General features: G+C 71.5%; 15 protein-coding genes and 1 pseudogene. 12 read left to right on the top strand and 4 right to left on the bottom strand.

Annotation, left to right across the window (positions count from 1 at the left end):
- Positions 1-44: 44 nt before the first annotated feature.
- The 4 genes from AW273_RS04165 to AW273_RS04150 all read left to right on the top strand — a co-directional run bounded on the left by AW273_RS04165 (position 45) and on the right by AW273_RS04150 (position 7,015).
- On the top strand, positions 45-1,958 hold the full coding sequence (locus AW273_RS04165; RefSeq protein WP_232327052.1) for a hypothetical protein: 1,914 nt from the start codon (positions 45-47) through the stop codon (positions 1,956-1,958).
- Positions 1,959-2,043: 85 nt separating this feature from the next.
- Complete coding sequence (locus AW273_RS04160) at positions 2,044-5,067, top strand: ATP-binding protein (RefSeq protein ID WP_062345235.1); 3,024 nt, start codon at positions 2,044-2,046, stop codon at positions 5,065-5,067.
- Positions 5,068-5,076: 9 nt separating this feature from the next.
- Complete coding sequence (locus tag AW273_RS04155) at positions 5,077-6,318, top strand: MurT ligase domain-containing protein (protein ID WP_062345234.1); 1,242 nt, start codon at positions 5,077-5,079, stop codon at positions 6,316-6,318.
- Positions 6,308-7,015, top strand: coding sequence for a type 1 glutamine amidotransferase (locus tag AW273_RS04150; protein WP_062345232.1), 708 nt, complete (start codon positions 6,308-6,310; stop codon positions 7,013-7,015). The genes AW273_RS04155 and AW273_RS04150 overlap by 11 nt, the downstream gene beginning before the upstream one ends.
- 4 nt (positions 7,016-7,019) lie before the next feature.
- Here the strand turns inward: AW273_RS04150 and AW273_RS04145 are convergent, their stop codons facing one another.
- Together AW273_RS04145 and AW273_RS04140 are read right to left on the bottom strand one after the other, a co-directional pair.
- Complete coding sequence (locus AW273_RS04145; RefSeq protein ID WP_062345229.1) at positions 7,020-8,354, bottom strand: WD40 repeat domain-containing protein; 1,335 nt, start codon at positions 8,352-8,354, stop codon at positions 7,020-7,022.
- Positions 8,355-8,493: 139 nt separating this feature from the next.
- A complete protein-coding gene (locus AW273_RS04140) occupies positions 8,494-8,856 on the bottom strand; it encodes a DsrE family protein (protein WP_030451609.1) in 363 nt (120 codons plus the stop codon).
- A gap of 34 nt (positions 8,857-8,890) precedes the next feature.
- Between AW273_RS04140 and AW273_RS04135 the strand changes: the two genes are divergently transcribed.
- The 6 genes and pseudogenes from AW273_RS04135 to AW273_RS04115 all read left to right on the top strand — a co-directional run bounded on the left by AW273_RS04135 (position 8,891) and on the right by AW273_RS04115 (position 12,894).
- Positions 8,891-9,373, top strand: coding sequence for a heme-binding beta-barrel domain-containing protein (locus tag AW273_RS04135; RefSeq protein ID WP_062345227.1), 483 nt, complete (start codon positions 8,891-8,893; stop codon positions 9,371-9,373).
- Between the two features lie 11 nt (positions 9,374-9,384).
- Positions 9,385-9,675 carry a DUF2470 domain-containing protein gene (locus AW273_RS04130; protein WP_062345225.1) on the top strand — a complete coding sequence of 97 codons (291 nt, stop codon included), beginning with the start codon at positions 9,385-9,387 and terminating at the stop codon, positions 9,673-9,675.
- A gap of 284 nt (positions 9,676-9,959) precedes the next feature.
- Positions 9,960-10,370 carry a Fur family transcriptional regulator gene (locus tag AW273_RS04125; protein WP_062345222.1) on the top strand — a complete coding sequence of 137 codons (411 nt, stop codon included), beginning with the start codon at positions 9,960-9,962 and terminating at the stop codon, positions 10,368-10,370.
- Positions 10,371-10,390: 20 nt separating this feature from the next.
- Positions 10,391-11,419, top strand: a complete 1,029-nt coding sequence (gene ygfZ, locus AW273_RS04120) for a CAF17-like 4Fe-4S cluster assembly/insertion protein YgfZ (RefSeq protein WP_062345221.1) — start codon at positions 10,391-10,393, stop codon at positions 11,417-11,419.
- 37 nt (positions 11,420-11,456) lie between these two features.
- Positions 11,457-12,332, top strand: a pseudogene (locus AW273_RS39265) (M48 family metallopeptidase); the annotation flags it as partial.
- Positions 12,333-12,357: 25 nt separating this feature from the next.
- Positions 12,358-12,894, top strand: a complete 537-nt coding sequence (locus AW273_RS04115) for a hypothetical protein (protein WP_062345219.1) — start codon at positions 12,358-12,360, stop codon at positions 12,892-12,894.
- A 4-nt stretch (positions 12,895-12,898) separates the two neighbouring features.
- Here AW273_RS04115 and dtd read toward each other — a convergent pair whose 3' ends face one another.
- On the bottom strand, positions 12,899-13,324 hold the full coding sequence (gene dtd, locus AW273_RS04110) for a D-aminoacyl-tRNA deacylase (protein ID WP_062345217.1): 426 nt from the start codon (positions 13,322-13,324) through the stop codon (positions 12,899-12,901).
- 33 nt (positions 13,325-13,357) lie between these two features.
- Between dtd and AW273_RS04105 the strand changes: the two genes are divergently transcribed.
- Positions 13,358-14,266 carry an asparaginase gene (locus AW273_RS04105; RefSeq protein WP_062345215.1) on the top strand — a complete coding sequence of 303 codons (909 nt, stop codon included), beginning with the start codon at positions 13,358-13,360 and terminating at the stop codon, positions 14,264-14,266.
- Here the strand turns inward: AW273_RS04105 and AW273_RS04100 are convergent.
- A complete protein-coding gene (locus tag AW273_RS04100; RefSeq protein WP_083949476.1) occupies positions 14,253-15,827 on the bottom strand; it encodes a DUF2207 domain-containing protein in 1,575 nt (524 codons plus the stop codon). The genes AW273_RS04105 and AW273_RS04100 overlap by 14 nt on opposite strands.
- A gap of 38 nt (positions 15,828-15,865) precedes the next feature.
- On the opposite strand from AW273_RS04100, the gene AW273_RS04095 reads away from it, so the two are divergent.
- A complete protein-coding gene (locus tag AW273_RS04095; RefSeq protein WP_062345213.1) occupies positions 15,866-16,837 on the top strand; it encodes a magnesium transporter CorA family protein in 972 nt (323 codons plus the stop codon).
- The last annotated feature ends 33 nt before the right edge of the window (positions 16,838-16,870 follow it).

The raw sequence follows: 16,870 nt of genomic DNA, 5'->3' as shown, positions 1-16,870 counted from the left end.
TACGCTTTGACCTTACGACGAATACGGAGGGGCCAGGCGCGACCATGGCGAGGTTGACCGACGCGCACCCCGAGCACGCGGAGCTGCGCGCCGACCGCATCTACCTGGGGTGGCAGTACCTTCTGCTGCACCCCGACCCCGGCCCGCCTCCGAAACGCCCACCGCGCGACGACGCCGAGCTGCCGCCCGATCCGGGCCCCGAACTGTTACGCAACGAACGCCTACAGGAAGACCTCCTGAACCGTCCGGTCAAGTTGTTCCGCAACGTGGTGGCCGGGCTCGCTGTGGTGGTCGCCGGCCTCGGGTTCGCCGGGGTGATCGGCTGGCCGTTCGTGGGCATGGGCGTGCTGGCCGCCGCCGGGGTCACCGGGGTCTGCTCGTACGCGATCCACCAGGGCAACAAGGCGGTCCGCTTCCGCGTCCAGGAACGCCTCGCCCAGACCGAACGCGACCGGGCCAAGCGCGAGCGCGAGCACATCCGCGCCCAGGAGGAGCACGCCGCCCGCTACCGCGACTGGGCCGAACGCAAGGCGATCTACGACAAGCAGATCAGCTGGTACGCCGTCGCCGTCCCCGACGACATCGACCGCGTCGACGTGGCCGGCGGCACCCTCCCCGGCTGGTCGGCCCTGATCACCCTGATCGGCGCCACCCGCCTCTACAGCGGCGGCCACCTCACCGTGCTCGACCTGTCCGAGGGCGTGATCGCCAAAGACCTGATCCAGCTCGCCAAACGCGGCGGCGACGACCCGCTCGTCTGGGTGCTCCCCTCCGACCTGCCCAAACTCGACCTCGGGGCGACGCTCAAGCCCGAGGCGTTCGCCGACGTGCTGGCCCACGTGGTCAGCGTCAGCGAGGAGACCAGCCGCGACATCGGGTTCGACAACGCGATCCTCGAACGGGTCCTGGAAGTGCTCGGCGAGACCGCCACGATCAGCCAGGTCACCGCGGCGCTGCGGGCCCTGGCCCAGGTCGGCGACCCGCGCGAGGACCTCAAGTCGGGGCGGCTCACCGCGATCCAGCTCGAACGCATCGGCACCCTCTTCGGCCGGGGCGTGGCCGACCGCGTCGTCATCGAACGGGCCTGGGCGCTGGAGTCGCAGCTCCGCAAGCTGGAGACCCTCGGCTCCGACGCCGTGCGGCTGCCCCCGGCGCGGTTACGCGTGGTCAGCATGGACCGCCAGGCCGGGGTGTTCGGCAACCGGGTGCTCGGCACCTACGTGGCGACCGCGCTGACCCACATCCTGCGGCAGTCGCCGGCCAGCGAACGCCCCTGGTATCACACGATCATCGTGGCCGGGGCCGACAAGTTACGCGGCGACGTCCTCGACCGGCTCATGGACGCCTGCGAGACGTCGCGGACCGGGCTGGTCCTCACCTACCGTTCCCTCACCCCGACCGTCAGGGAGCGGCTCGGCCGGGGCCACGCCGCCGTCGCGTTCATGCGCCTGGGCAACGCCGAAGACGCCCGGGTCGCCAGCGAGCACGTCGGCACCGAGCACCGGCTCGAACTGGCCCAGCTCACCGAGTCGGTCAGTTCCGTGGTGAACGGGGCCGGGGGGAGTTACACGTCGACGGTGGGCGAGGGCCGTGGCGAGATGGAGGCCCTCGCCGAGGGCGACCTGAAAGAGGGCATCACCGAGTCGACCGAGTGGGGCCGCAGCGCCGGGAGGGTCGCCGAGGGCGTCATGCAGCGGTCACGGGAGTTCCTGGTCGAGCCGCACCAGTTGCAGCAGCTCCCGACCACCTCGGTGATCGTCACCCACGCCACCGCCGACGGCCGCGAGGTGCGCCTCGCCGATGCCAACCCGGCCATCCTGACCTTCCCGAAGACCACGCTGGAGGAGGTCAAGTCGCTTGCCGTGACCCCGCCCGTGGTGCCGTCGGAAACCGACGAGAAGGCGCCCCCGCCGAACCTCGGCCCGCCGCCGCCGCGCCTCGACTGGCGCAAACCCTGATTGCGAACGAGGTAAGAGGTTCGTCAACGGGGGTGTGTGAGCATGATCGGCAAAGGACCGTGAAAGCCTGGCAGAGAGGGGTCTCATGCAACCGTTCCCCCTGAGCGGGCCGTGGTATCGGATCCAGGCGATCACCGCTCCGTCCCGCACGTCGTCGGCCGAGTGGGACTTCGTGAACGTGCTGCCCGCCGTGTTGTCCGCCGCGCAGCGCGACCGGCCCTTCGTCATCGGCTGGTTGTCCCGGGGCTCCGGGGCGCCGCTCGAACTCATCACCAACGCCGGCCCGCTGACCCCGCCGCGTGCCCCGCGCCGGGCGGCCGTCGCGGCGATCGAGGTGGTGCCGACCGGGCCGCAGCCGCTGCTGTTCCCCGGCGGCGCGCGGGGCGTCGAGATCGGCGACGACTGGCTCGCCGACCTCGCCGATCTGGTCTGGACGCCGTGTCCGGGCCGCCAGGCCCCGCCGCTGAACGGCCGGCGTGAGCCGGAGCCCGACGAGCCCAAGCAGCCGACCCTGTTCGAGTCGACCCTGACGACGCTCATGTCGCGCCCGTTCGGCTGGGTCGTGGTCGCCGAGCCCACCGACCTGCTCGACCAGGAGGTCAGCCACCTCCGCACCCAGCTCAACGTGCTCCGCCAGTACGGCGACGCCTCCGAGCGCTCCCGCTACGACGCCGAACGCGCCGAGCGCCGCATGCAGGAACTCGACGCCTTCCGCGAGGCGGGCCTGTGGAACGTGCGCGTCCTGGCGGGCGCGGCGGGCCCGGAGGAACTGCGCCAGATCGCGCCCGTCCTGGTGGGCTCGGTGGAGATGAGCCACCACCCCTACCGGCTGCGCAGCGCGATGGCCGGCCCGGCCCGGCCGACCGCACAGGAGCCCGTCTACAGCTTCACCGAGGCGCTCAACGTCAACTTCCAGGACCCGACCGACAGCGCCGCCGCCCCCTTCGCCGCCACCGCGGGCGCGCTCGCGGCCCTGGCCGGGCTGCCCCGGCGCGAGGTGCCGGGCGTGCGCGTGCTCGACACCGGCTTCTTCGACGTCACCAGCGAGGCCGACTCGACCGGCGGCGACATGCTCGACCTGGGCGCCATCGTCGACGGCCAGGACCGGGCGGTCGGCACCTTCCGGGTCCCGCTGGCGACCCTGAACCGGCACGCCTTCGTCACCGGCGCGACCGGCTCGGGCAAGTCGCAGACCGTCCGCCACCTGCTCGAACAGCTCACCAAGGCGGGCATCCCGTGGCTGGCCATCGAACCGGCCAAGTCCGAGTACGCCGCCATGGCCGGCCGCCTCGAAGGCCAGGCCCCGCTGACCGTGATCAACCCGTCGGCCCCCGACGCGGTGCCGTTCAGCGTCAACCCGCTGGCCCCCGAGCCCGGTTATCCGGTGCAGGCCCATATCGACATGGTCCGGGCCCTGTTCATGGCCGCCTTCGACGCCGAGGAACCGTTCCCGCAGATCATGTCCCTGGCCCTCCAGCGGGTCTACGAGGCCAACGGCTGGGACGTCGTCACCGGCGGCGGCATCCCGGGCGCGGCGGTCCAGCCGCAGGTGCCGACCCTCGAACAACTCCAGCAGCACGCCCTGGAGGTCATCGAGGAGATCGGCTACGGCAACGAGGTGCAGGCCGACGTCGAGGGCTTCATCTCGTTGCGCCTGCGGTCGCTGCGGGTCGGCTCGGCCGGGCGGTTCTTCGAGGGCGGCCACCCCGCCGACATCGGCGGCCTGCTCCAGCGCAACGTGGTGCTCGCGATCGAGGACGTCGCCAACGACGAGGACAAGGCGTTCCTCATGGGCACCCTCATCATCCGCATCGTCGAGCACCTGCGGATGCGCGCCCGCCAGCAGAAGTCGACCGGCCTCCAGCACGTCATCGTGATCGAGGAGGCCCACCGGCTGCTGCGCGACCGGGGCGCCCAGCGGGCCTCGACCCACGCGGTCGAGCTGCTCGCGGGCATGCTGGCCGAGATCCGCGCCTACGGCGAGGGCATCGTGGTGGCCGAGCAGATCCCCACCAAGCTGGTCTCCGACGTCGTCAAGAACACCGCGCTCAAGGTGGTGCACCGGCTGCCGGCCGAAGACGACCGGTTCCTCGTCGGGGCGGCGATGAACCTGTCGGAGGAGCAGTCGCGCCAGGTGGTCTCGCTCCAGCCCGGGTTCGCGGCGGTCTTCGCCGACGGCATGGACCGGCCGCTGCGCATCCAGGTGCCGCTGGGGGAGGACCGGGAGCACGTGCTCCAGAGCCCGGCCCCGCCGATCAAGGGACGCCGGTCGGCCGCCTGCGGGCGCGAGTGCCGTACCGGAAAGGCCTGCACGCTCTTCGAGGTCCGCGAGGCGGACCTGCTCGCCGTCGCGCCCGAGTGGGCGTGGTTGCGGATCTGGACCGACACCGTCATCCTGTCGTTCGTCGCCAACCGGTCGCTGCCGGGTGTGCCGCGCATTCTGGCCGACATCTGGTCGGAACTGCCGCCGCGCCGCCGTGAATGCCTGCTCGCCACGCTCGTGGAGCGCAGCGTCGCCCGCCGTGCCTGGTCGCTGCGCACCTGGTTCGACCCGACTCTGCTGACCGAGAAGGCCGCGGAGATCGCGGCCGGGCTGCTGGCCGGCTCGCCCGCCGGGGACAAGCCCGGCCCGGCGTGGGTGATCCCGCAGATCCGCTGGTTGCACGAGGTCGACCGGCTGTTCCCCTACGGCCACCCGGCGCCCAACCTGCGCAGCCCGGCTCCGGCGATGGAGTACGCCCTCTTCGGCACTGACCCGTCCGGCCGCCCCTACCTGCACGCGGGGGTCAACGGCGGCGGGGTGGCCGTGGAGACCAGAACCGAGCTGCTCGGCCACCGGGCCAAGGCGCTGCGCCACCATCCGCTGTCGATGGAGGTCGACCGCAACCGCCCGCTGGCCTGGCGGGTGATCCTCGGCGACGACGAGCACGAGGGCATCCAGCGCGACATCGCCACCGTCGCGGTCGGCGTCGAACCCCGGGAACGCATCCGGCATGTCGCCCACACGATGGGGGCGGCGTGGCTGGAGACGGTACTCTCCTGGCCGCGCCGGTTCGTTCTGCCGTTCGACGGCGACGCCCCTGCCGAGCTGTCCTTCACCGACCCTTAGGATCACTGCATGAGTCAGTTGCCGTTGCGCGCTCAGCTCGCCAGCGCGCTCGGACGAACCGCCGCGACGCTCTCCCGGGCGACCGGGCGCGGCGACGGGTCCGTGATCGGCGGGCGGGTGGGCCTGCTCCTGGAGCCCGACCTCCTGCGCAAACTCGCCCACGAGAAGAGGCTCGCGCTGGTCAGCGCCACCAACGGCAAGACCACGACGACCCGCCTGATCGCCTCGGCGCTCCAGGAGCTCGGCGAGGTCGCCACCAACGCGTTCGGCGCCAACATGCCCGCCGGCCACGTCTCGGCGTTGTCGTCCAACAAGGCCGCCCCCTACGGCGTGCTGGAGGTCGACGAGAAGTACCTCCCCGAGGTGCTCGACACGACCGAGGCCGGGGTCGTCGTGCTGATGAACCTCAGCCGCGACCAGATGGACCGCGCGGCCGAGATCTGGCTGCTGGCCCAGAAGTGGCGCCGCGCCCTGGCCGGCCGGCCGGCCCACGTGATCGCCAACTGCGACGACCCGCTGGTCACCTGGGGCGCCTCCACGGCCGCCCGGGTGACCTGGGTCGCCGGCGGCCAGCGCTGGCACGAGGACTCGTGGTGCTGCCCCGAGTGCGGCGGCCCGCTCGACCGCGCCGAGGGCATCGTCAACGCCGACTGGGCCTGCCGCGAGTGCACCTTCAGCCGTCCCGAGCCCAACTGGATCCTCGACGGCGAAGACGCGATCGACCCCTACGGCCACCGCTGGCGGCTCGACCTCCAGCTCCCCGGCACGGCCAACCGCTCCAACGCCGTCATCGCCCTGGCCACCGCCGCCGCGTTCGGCCTCGACCCGCAGCGTGCGCTGCCGAGGCTGCGCGAGGTCAAGTCGGTGGCCGGCCGCTACACCACCGTCGAGCGCGACGGCCGCGTGATGAAGCTGCTGCTGGCCAAGAACCCGGCCGGCTGGCTGGAGGCCTTCGACGTCACCCGCCCCGACCGCCCGATCGTGTTGTCGGTCAACGCGCAGGGCCCCGACGGCCGCGACACCTCGTGGTTGTGGGACGTCGACTACCGCATCCTCGCGGGCCGCCGCGTCTACGTGACCGGCGAGCGCCGCCTCGACCTGGCCCTCCGGCTCGACGTCGCCGGGGTCGGCTTCACCCTGGTCGACAACTTCGGCCAGGCGGTGGGCGCGCTCCCGCCGGGAGACATCGACGTCATCGCCAACTACACCGCGTTCCAGTCGATCCGGACGGAGTTCGGCCGTGCAGTCTAGCCTCCGCATCGTCTGGATCTACCCCGACCTGCTGTCGACCTACGGCGACCAGGGCAACGTGCTCGTGCTCGAACAGCGCGCCCGGCGCCGGGGCATCCCCGTCGAGGTCGTCCACGTCCGCTCCTCCGACCCGGTCCCCGAGCAGGGTGACGTCTACCTGATCGGCGGCGGCGAAGACCGGCCCCAGATCCTCGGCGCCGAGCGCCTGCGCCGCGACGGCGGCCTCCACCGGGCCATCCAGCGGGGCGCGTCGCTGCTGGCGGTGTGCGCCGGCTACCAGATCATGGGCTCGGTCTTCGGTGGCGAGGAGGGCCAGCCGGTGCCCGGCATCGGCCTGCTCGACATCAGCTCGGGCCGCGGCGAGCGCCGCTCGGTCGGCGAGCTGGCCGCCGAGGTCCACCCCTCGCTGGGCCTGCCGACCCTGACCGGCTTCGAGAACCACATGGGCGTGACCCGGCTGGGCCCGGGGGTCACCCCGCTGTCGCGCACCCTCGTCGGCACCGGCAACGGCGACGGCACCGAGGGCTGCTTCGCCGGCAAGATCATCGGTACGTACCTCCACGGCCCGGCCCTGGCCCGCAACCCGGCCCTGGCCGACCTGCTGCTCCGCTGGGCCGTCGGCCCCCTGCCCGCGATCGACGACACCTGGTACGAACGCCTCAGGAACGAACGCCTGGGCGCGGTGCTGAAGCCGTAGGGCCTCAGGCGGTGGGGCCGAGGTCGAACTTCCAGACGTAGCCGTCCCAGGTCCCGGCGAACAGGTAGGTCCGGCCCCGGTGGGCCGCGACCTCGAAGCCCTCCGGGCCCGAGGTCGGACCCTCGGCCGGCGGGCCGGCCTGCTTCGTGGTGCTCAGGTCCCATTCGCGCAGGCTGCCGTCGTCGGCGCCGGAGAACCCGATCGTGGTCCCGCCGACGACGGCCAGCGCGACACACTTGACCGGGTTCGGCAGCCGCTCGCCCAGCAGGTGGCCGATGGGCTGCGCCTCCGAGAGGTCCCAGAGCCGGGTGGTGCCGTCTTCGGCGGCCGACAGGGCGATGGGCCGCCGGTCCGAGCGGCCCATGGCGAGATTCCAGATCGTGCCGTCGTGACCGCCGATGGGCACGCCCGACGGCGTCGCGGCGGTGAGGTCCCACCTGCGGACCAGCCGGTCGTCGCCCCCCGACAACGCGGTCGGCTTCCCGGCCACCTCGCCCACCGCGATGGCCTTGGGCGACATGGCCAGCGGCTGCCCGACCACCTCGCCGGCGGGATTCGACGCGGCCAGATCCCAGCGGCGGATCGTCAGGTCGTCGCCCGCCGTGAACGCCAGGGGCCGCCCGCCGATCGTCGTGACGGCCAGGGCGTTGATACCGCCCGACTCCTTCCCGGCGTTCAGCACCCGGCCCTGGCCCGAGGCCAGATCCCACATGCGGACCGTTCCGTCGGCGGCCCCGGTCACCCCCGTGGCCCGGCCGCCCACGTTAGCGATCTTCGCCGCGAACACGGCCCGGTCGTGCCCGGTGAGCACCCCGCCGATCCGTTCCCCGGTGACGAAGTCCCGGAGGTGCACCGTGCCGTTCTGGCAACCGGAGAGGATGACCGGCCGCCCGCCGAGCACTCCGTGGGCGACCGACCAGACGGCGCCGTTGCCGCCGGAGAGCGGCCCGCCGAACATGACGCCCTTCCGGGGCTCGGGTCCGCCGCCCAGCAGCCGAGGGGCCAGCACGGCGCCCGCGGCCACGACGGCGACCGACGACAAGGAGACGAGCAGGGCCCGCCGCGACCGCGGAAGGCCGCCGGGCCGGGCCGTTGCAGGAGACGTCGCAGGAGACGTCGCAGGAGACGGAGCGTCGGTGCCGGAGATTTCGTGATCTGGCGCCACGGGATCGGAGCCGGTCCCAGCGGCGGCGGAAGCCGTCGTGGCGGCGTCGGCGGCGAGCCACAGGCGGTGGAACTCCCCGGTGTCGCCGCCCAGGGACTCCACGATCAGTTCGAGGGCGCCCCAGCGGGGGAGGCGTTCGCAGAGGATGACCGTACGGGCCGACGTGTGGCTCATTCCGGTCTGTTTGGCGAGTTCGCGGTAGCTCGGTTTACCCGCTATGCGATATCGCTCCTGAAGACGTAACCGTAATTCGGCCAGTGGGTCGTCGGATGCCATTTATTCGTCCCGTCCCGAAACAAGGGAACCCGAAGCGTCAGTAGACCAGCGCCTGAACACCTTCCTGGGTGATCTCCTCGACGAATGTCGGCGCCCCCGCGATGCGGATTCCGTCGATCACGTCGTCGAGCGTGATGCCGCGCCGGGCCGCGCACTGGGTGCACAGTGTCACCCGGCCGCCGGCCAGCACCGCCGCCAGCAGGTCTTCGAGAGGGGCCGCCTCGGCCAGCTTGAACTCCTCGGCCCGGCCGGGCAGGGCGAACCACGACGACTCGCCGGTCAGCCACAGCGACACCCCGACCCCGCTGACGATCGCCGCCCCGGCGACGTTGAAGGCCTGGTTACACCGCTCGGGGGCGTCGCTGCCCGCGGTCACTTTGATCACCAGTTGGCGTGCCATGCCCGCAGCCTAAACCCGCACTAGCCTTGTCGGCATGGACGTACATCCCGATCTTGAGCCGATCGCGTTCCTGCTGGGCCACTGGGAGGGCGCCGGGGTCATCGGCTACCCGACGATGGAGAGCGCCAACTTCGGCCAGGAGATCATCTTCGAGCACAACGGCAAACCCTTCCTCAGCTACCGCAGCCGCACCTGGCTGCTCGACCAGCAGGGCGAGAAGGTCCGTCCTCTGGCGAGCGAGTCGGGGTTCTGGCGGGTCCAGCCGGAGCGCCAGGTCGAGGTCATGCTGGCCCATCCGACCGGCATCATCGAGATCTACGTCGGCGAGGTGGTCTTCCACAAGATCGAACTGATCACCGACGTCGTCGCGCGCACGGTCACCTCGAAGGACTACTCGGCGGGCAAGCGCCTCTACGGCCTGGTCAACGGCAATCTCATGTACGCCTACGAGATGGCCGCCGTGGGCCTACCGCTGCAGGACCACGCCTCGGCGGAGCTCAAGAAGGTCGCCGACTAGGATCGGGCGCCATGAGCACCCCGCTGACCCCTGACGCGGTCGAAGCGATCAAGAGGCACATGAACGACGACCACGCGGCCGACGCGCTGCTGATCGTGCGGGCCCTCGGCGGCAAGCCCGACGCCACGTCGGCCCGCACGACCGACGTCGACACCGAGGCGATCCACTTCGAGGCCGACGGCGAGCCGATCACGGTGAAGTGGCCCGCGCCCATCGTGGAGCGCGCGCAGGTGCGCAAAGAGGTCGTCGTGCTCTATCGGCGGGCGTGCGAAATTTTGGGCGTGGAAGCACGAGGGCATTAAGAAACCCCGGGCGCGTTCCGCTCGGTTGAGCGGGCCGGCTGGACCAATGGGAGAGGGTCTGCACCCTGCACCCGCCGGCTGCCCGGGGTTCCGGTGTCTGCCTGGATCTGCGCTCTGACGCGCCGACCCGGAGCCGGTCCGGATCGGGTTGTCCTAGCGGACAGCCACCTCGCTAGCCCAATCATGACTAATCATTATTCGGACCACCTCCTTTCTGCGTGCTTCGTACGCTAGGCGCTCTTCCGCGGGGTGGGCAAGTCAATATCGGGCCGTAGGATTTCGTCATGACCGACACCTGGCACGACGAGCTCCGGGCCCGCGGCTACCGGGTCACTCCGCAGCGCCAGCTCGTCCTTGAGGCGGTCAGCGCGCTCACCCACGCCACTCCCGAGGAGATCTGCGCCAAGGTCCAGGAGACCGCGCGCGGGGTGAACATCTCGACCGTCTACCGCACCCTCGAACTGCTCGAAGAGCTCGGCCTCGTCACCCACACCCATCTCGGGCACGGCGCGCCGACCTATCATCTGGCCGCCGACGCCGACCACGTCCACCTGGTCTGCCGGACTTGTGGGCAGATCATCGAGGCGCCTCCCGAACTGGTCGGCGACATGGTGGCCCGGCTCGACCGCGACATGGGTTTCCAGACCGACGTCCACCATCTGACGATCTTCGGGCGGTGCCGCGACTGCCGTTGAGCGGGCATAGCCTGAGAGGTATGCGCAGCCCTTTGCTCGACGTCCCCGGAGCCGTCCCCGCCGCGTCGCCCGACGACACCGTCGCGGCCCACTACGGCGACCCCTACGGCGAACAGCGTGCCCTGGCGGCCGGCCGGGCCGTGGTCGACCGGAGCAACCGTCCCGTGATCACCGTGTCCGGGCCCGACCGGTTGAGCTGGCTCAACAGCCTGAGCTCCCAGAAGCTCGACGACCTGCCGCCCGGGGTGTGGACGCAGACCCTGTTCCTCGACCCGCAGGGGCGGCTCGAACACCATCTCCACCTGCGCGACGACGGCGAGACGACCTGGATCCACGTCGAGCCGGGCACCTCCGAAGGCCTGGTGGCCTGGCTTGAGAAGATGCGGTTCATGCTCCGCGTCGAGATCGCCGACGTGTCGGCCGACTGGGCGGTGGTCTCGGGCGTCCCGGGCGACGACCGGCTGATCCCGCGCCCGGAGCTCGCCGCGCAGGGGCCGCTGGCCGGGTTGTGGGCCTACGAGGCGCTGCGCATCGAGGCCCACATCCCCCGCTACGGCTTCGACACCGACCACAAGTCGATCCCCCACGAGCTGGGGCTGATCGAGCCGGCCGTCCACCTGAAGAAGGGCTGCTACCGGGGCCAGGAGACGGTCGCCCGCGTCCACAACCTGGGCCACCCGCCGCGCCGGCTGGTCTTCCTGCACCTCGACGGCAGCGTCGACGAGCTCCCGCCCCACGGCACCCCGGTGACGCTCGGCGTGAGCACCCCTCTTGAGGCCGACCCCGAGGCGGCCGTCGAGGGTTCGGCGACCCCGGGCCAGATCGGCTTCGTGGGGTCGTCGGCCCGCCACCACGAGCTGGGGCCGATCGCCCTCGCGGTGGTCAAGCGCACCGTCCCGGTCGACATCGACCTGGTGGCCGGCCACGTGGCGGCCAAGCAGGAAGTGATCGTCCCCCAGGACGCCGGCCGCAACGTCCAGGTCGACCCGGAACTGCGCAAGCAGGCCGCGATGATGGCCCGCGACCGGAAGCGTCCGAATCTGATGTAGGCACTAGCCTGCTCGCGTGGGACGCGCGCTGGTGTCGATGGTGATGTTGTGCGGCCTGGTGGGCGTGGCGGCCGCGCAGCTCACCGGGTTCGTCGTGCTGTTACGGTCGCTGCCCCCGGGAGGGGTCTCGCCCGTCGGTTTCGTGGTGCTCGTCCTGGTCATGTTCGGCTGGGCCGGCTGCCTGGTCTACGCGCTGGGCCGCGGGTTGTGGCGGGCGCTGCGGCAGCGGGACGATCGGCCGACCGGTCCGGCCCTGGACGCCGATCAGGCTCCGGGGTTGTGGGAGCTGGTGCGGGAGCTGGCCGCGGAGGCCGGCACCCGCCCGCCACACGAGGTCCGGATCATGTCGGAGGTCAATTTCCGGTACACCCACACCTTCCTGCGGGGCCGCCGCACTCTGTTGATCGGCCTGCCGCTGCTCCAGACGATGACGGTCGGCCAGACCCGGTTCGGCGTCGCTCACTTCATGGCGCACTTCGCCGCCGGGCACACCCGGTGGGTCGGGTTCGCCAACCGGTGCAGCACGGCCGTCGTCACCACCGCCGAAGCCCTCCGCCCCACCAACCCTGCCGGGTGGGCGTTCCGCGTGTACAGAAGGGTGTGGGGGGTGATCGACGGCTTCTGCTGTCGTCGCTGGGAGTTCCGCGCCGACGCCGTCGGCGTGCGGATGGCCGGGTCGGCCGACGCGGTCGGCGCGATGCACGAGATCTGGGCGGTCAGCGAAGCATGGGACTTCTTCTGCGACTTCCACCTGTGGCCGGGCTTGGAGGCGGGTCATCTGCCCGATGACGTCTTCGGCGGGTTCGCCGAATTCGTGGCCGCGCGCAAGGACGAGCTCGACACCCTGCGGGCCAAGCCGCTCCCCGCGAACACGTCACGGTGGGAAACGTATCCCTCGTCGGCCACCCGGGCCGCGCGGGTTTCCCGACTCCTTCGCCGTGTCGGACGGACGGCCCGCCACGTCGCTGATCCTCGACCTGGCCGCCGCTCAGGCGGCGTTGCGGGCCACCGAACTGGAGGGCACCCGGGCGGCGTTGCGGGCCGACGGACGCGAGATCGAAGACGACATGGTGCTCGCCTGGCCCGAGTTCACCCATGCGGCCACCACCGCACAGCTCCAGCGCGAGACCGACGGCCTGCTCCACACCATCGGGCTCACCGGGCCGGGGCTGCCCCAGGTGCTGCGCATGCTCGAAGACGGCCGCCTCGACGAGGTCGCGCGGCCGCTGTTCCCGGACGCCGCGCCCGAGGAGCTGCCGGAGCTGTTCCCGACCCCGTTGGAGGTGCTGATGAACCTGGCCGCCGTCCGCGCGGGCCAGGCCACCTTCCGGCATTCGTGGAGCGACCCGGCCGAACTGGTCGCCTCCGACGGCAGCCCCCTCGACCTGACGAAGGTGGCCGAACGCGCGATCACCGACCCGCGTGGGGCCACCGCCGCGCTGGCCGAGCTGGGGATCGGGATCTGGCGGGCCTGACGCGTCAGACGTCGATGACCAGGGTGATCGGGCCGTCGTTGATCAGGGCGACCTTCATGTCGGCCCCGAAGCGGCCCGTCTCGACTCGGGCGCCGAGCCTGCGGAGTTCCTCCTGCACCGCGATCACCAGCGGCTCGGCCACCGGGCCCGGGGCCGCGGCCTGCCACGTGGGGCGACGGCCCTTCTTGGTGTCGGCGTAGAGCGTGAACTGGCTGATCACCAGGAGCGGCGCCCCGATGTCGGAGCAGGACTTCTCGCCGTCGAGGATGCGCAGGCCCCACAGTTTCGCGGCCAGTTTCGCCGCCTCGGCCGGGCCGTCGGTGTGGGTCACCCCCACCAGGACCATCAGGCCGGGCTCGTCGATCGCGCCGACCACCGTCCCGTCGACCGTCACCGATGCCTGGCTCACCCTCTGGACCACCGCGCGCATGGCGGGATTCTGCCATGCCCTACAGTCGACGGCATGTCCGAATTGCTGGTCGAGGTGGTTCGCTCCGGGTTCGTGGAGTCGGTCCACCGCGCCCGGGTCGTCGCCGTCGACGCCGAAGGTTCCCCCGTCCTGGTCCATGGCGACGTACAGGCCCCCGCCTCGCCCCGTTCGTCGATGAAGCCGCTGCAGGCGGCCGGCATGCTGCACGCCGGTCTCGACCTCGACGGCGAACTGCTGGCGCTGGCCTGCGGGAGCCACGCCGGGGAGCCGATCCACGTCGAGGGCGCCCGCCGCATCCTCCAGCGGGCGGGGGTCGACGAGAGCGCCCTGAGGTGTCCCGAGGACTACCCCGACGACCGGGCCTCGCTCGACTTCGGCCGCGTCTACATGAACTGCTCCGGCAAGCACTCGGCGATGCTGGCGACCTGCGCGGTCAACGACTGGCCGGCCGAGGGCTACCTCGACCCCACCCATCCGCTGCAGAAGTCGATCCGCGCCACCGTCGAGGAGCTCACCTCCGAGCGGATCGCCGCCACGGGCGTCGACGGGTGCGGCGCGCCGTTGTTCTACGTGTCGATGGTCGGGGTCGTGCGCGCCTTCCGGCGCATCGTCACCGCCCCCGAGGGCTCCCCGGAGCGCCGGATCGCCGACGCGATGCGGGCCCATCCCGAATACACGAGCGGCGCCACGCGGCCCGAGGCGCTGCTCATGAGGAGCGTCCCTGGGCTGATGCTCAAGGCGGGCGCCGAGGCGTTCGACGCGTTCGCGCTGGGCGACGGCCGGGCCGCCGCCGTGAAGATCGTCGACGGCGGCCAGCGGGCCAGGGTCGCGGTCACCGCCCACGCCCTGAAGGCCCTGGGTGAAGACGTCCCCGGCGACCTGGTCCCCCCGATCAAGGGTGGCGGCCGGCCCGTGGGGGAGCTGCGGATCAGAACGATCTGAACTGCCGGGCCGCCGAGATCGCGCCCGACGTGGTCATCACGAACGTGCGCATCGAGTCGGCGAACTTCGACAGGTCCCATTCGGCCGGCCCGTGGTACCAGTACAGGTTGTCGCCCTCCGTCGTGATCGTCGAGACCACGCGGGCCCACCGGTCGACGCTGTCGAAGATCACCGCGTACGGCAGGTAGCGGGAGAACAACTCGACCCGCTGGCTCTCGGGCAGCCCGTTCACGTCGCCGGAGATGAGGAACTGGCGGAAGCCCAGCGTGTGGGCGAGCGCGGCGGCGCCCTTGGCGGTCTTGGCCGGCATGTACTGCCCGCCGACCGTCATGGCCGCCCCCGCGATGATCACCGCCAGGCCGACCAGGCCGTAGGTGGTCTGCCAGGCCAATACGACCGTCCCGGCCAGGCCCAGCAGGGTCAGCAGGACGCCGAGGACGGTCCAGCGCGACCGCACCGAGTCGGGCCGCCGGGCGAACCAGCCCTGCTTGACGACGTCGCGGTAGAGGGCGTCGCGGACCCGGGCCAGGCCGGCCGAGAAGCCGCCGTGGAGCTGGGAGAGCAGGATGTCGTCGCGGAGGTCGAACATCGCGTCGTACAGGGCGCGTTCGTAGGGGAGCAGGGCCTGCACGGGGGCCTTGGGCAGCTTCACCAGCAGCCAGTCGGGGGCGTCGTAGGCGCCGCGCGGCTGCTCGTCGATGCGCAGGTAGCCGCGTACCGCCAGATCCACGATGGTGGCCGTCACGTCGATCACGTCGGCCTGTTCGTCGATCAGGGTGCCGATCTGGCCGGGCCGCACCCCGTCGGGCGGGGCGAAGCGGCCGTCTTCGACGGGGGCGTACAGGCCCGACTCCGACTCGACCACCCGGGCGTCCCGGCCGCGTGAGCGGTAGAGGCCGTAGAGGCCGCCGAGCAGCAGGACCAGCAGGACGGCCAGCGAGCCGCCGGTCCACACGTCGACGGTGAAGGCGGTGGCCAGGTCGAAGCGGCGTTCCAGGATCGGCCGCGCGCCGGTCGACCCGGCGGGGTAGGCGACCACGACCGTGAGCTGCTCGCCCTCGGCGAGGCCGGTCTGCTCGAAGGCGGCGTTCTCGGCCGACTCGTCCATGCTCGCGGCGGTGCAGCCGAGCGCCGACGCGGCCGGTCCGGCGAAGCAGGTGAGGCTCTGGATCTGGCCGGGCCCGCGCACCGACACCGTCACGGCGTCGAGCGGCCCGCCGGCCGCGAACCAGCGCAGTTCCTCGGTGCCGTCGGGCATCGGCGTGACCGCGCCGGTGACGTCGTACTCGACGGTCCCGGCGGCCGGGACGGTCAGCGTCTCGCCGTCGAGGGTCGCTCCCTTGACGTTGGTGATGCGGTAGACCCGGTCGGAGCCGTCGTCGTAGCGGGTACGGGTGGTCACGGTACGGCTCAGCGGCCCGTCGGCCCGCTCGACCACGTGCAGCACCCCGTCGGGCCGCAGCTGCATGGTCACCTCGCTCGTCCCGGCGGCGCGGGCCGGAGCGGCGAACAGGACGATCAATAAGAGGGCCAGCCCTAACGGGCGTGCCAGAGATGTCATGACCCGTCACGATAGTGCCATCGGAGTACGCTGAGCCGGTGGCGCGCACCAGGCTCTACCGCAAGGGAAGACTCGAATCCGAGGGTTTCCCCATCGCCGACGTGTCCGACCACCTGGGCGAGCCCGACGTGGTGGTCTGGTTCGACCTGTGCACCCCGACGCGCGCCGACCTCGACGCGATCAGCGAGGAACTGGGCCTCCACCCGCTGGCCGTCGAAGACGCCCTCCACCCGAGCCAGCGCCCCAAGCTCGACGTCTACGACAGCCACATGTTCCTGAACGTCTACGCCACCCACTTCGACCCCGGCACCGGCCGCGTGGAGTCGGTCGAGGCGTCGGCGTTCGTCACCGAACGGGCGCTCGTCACCGTGCGGACCAGCGAGTCGTTCTCGATCGACCAGGTGCGGCGCCGGTGGGACTCCGGCGGCGCGCTGGCCGAACACGGGGTGGCCTTCCTGCTCCACGGCCTGCTCGACTACGTCGTCGACACCCACTTCGAGGTCGTCGAGGCCATGGACGACCAGATCGAGAAGCTGGAGGACGGCCTCTTCAACGAGACCCTGCCGGGCCCTGACGACCAGCGCCGGACCTTCGAGTTGCGCAAGAGCCTGGTCACCCTGCGGCGGGTGGTCGCCCCGATGCGCGAGGTGGTCAACACCCTGTTCCGCCGCAACGACGTCATCCGCGACAGCTCTCTGGCGCCCTACTTCCAGGACGTCTACGACCACGCCGTGCGCGCCGCGGAATGGACCGACTCCCTGCGCGACCTGGTGGGCAACATCCGCGAGGCGCACATGACCATGGCCAACAACAAGATGAATCTGATCATGAAGCGGGTGACGAGCTGGGCCGCGATCATCGCCGTGCCCACCATGATCACCGGCTTCTACGGCCAGAACGTGCCCTATCCGGGTTCTGGGCAGCCGTGGGGGTTCTGGACCTCGACGGGGTTGTGGGTGGTCGCCGCCGTCGTCCTCTACACGCAGTTCAAGAAACGCGACTGGCTCTGATCACCAGGTGATCACCAGGTGATCACCAGGTGA

This window comes from Herbidospora yilanensis, from assembly GCF_001570565.1.
Taxonomy (GTDB): domain Bacteria; phylum Actinomycetota; class Actinomycetes; order Streptosporangiales; family Streptosporangiaceae; genus Herbidospora; species Herbidospora yilanensis.
Note: the sequence above shows the minus strand (reverse complement) of the source record. Positions and strands in the feature narration are given on the sequence as shown.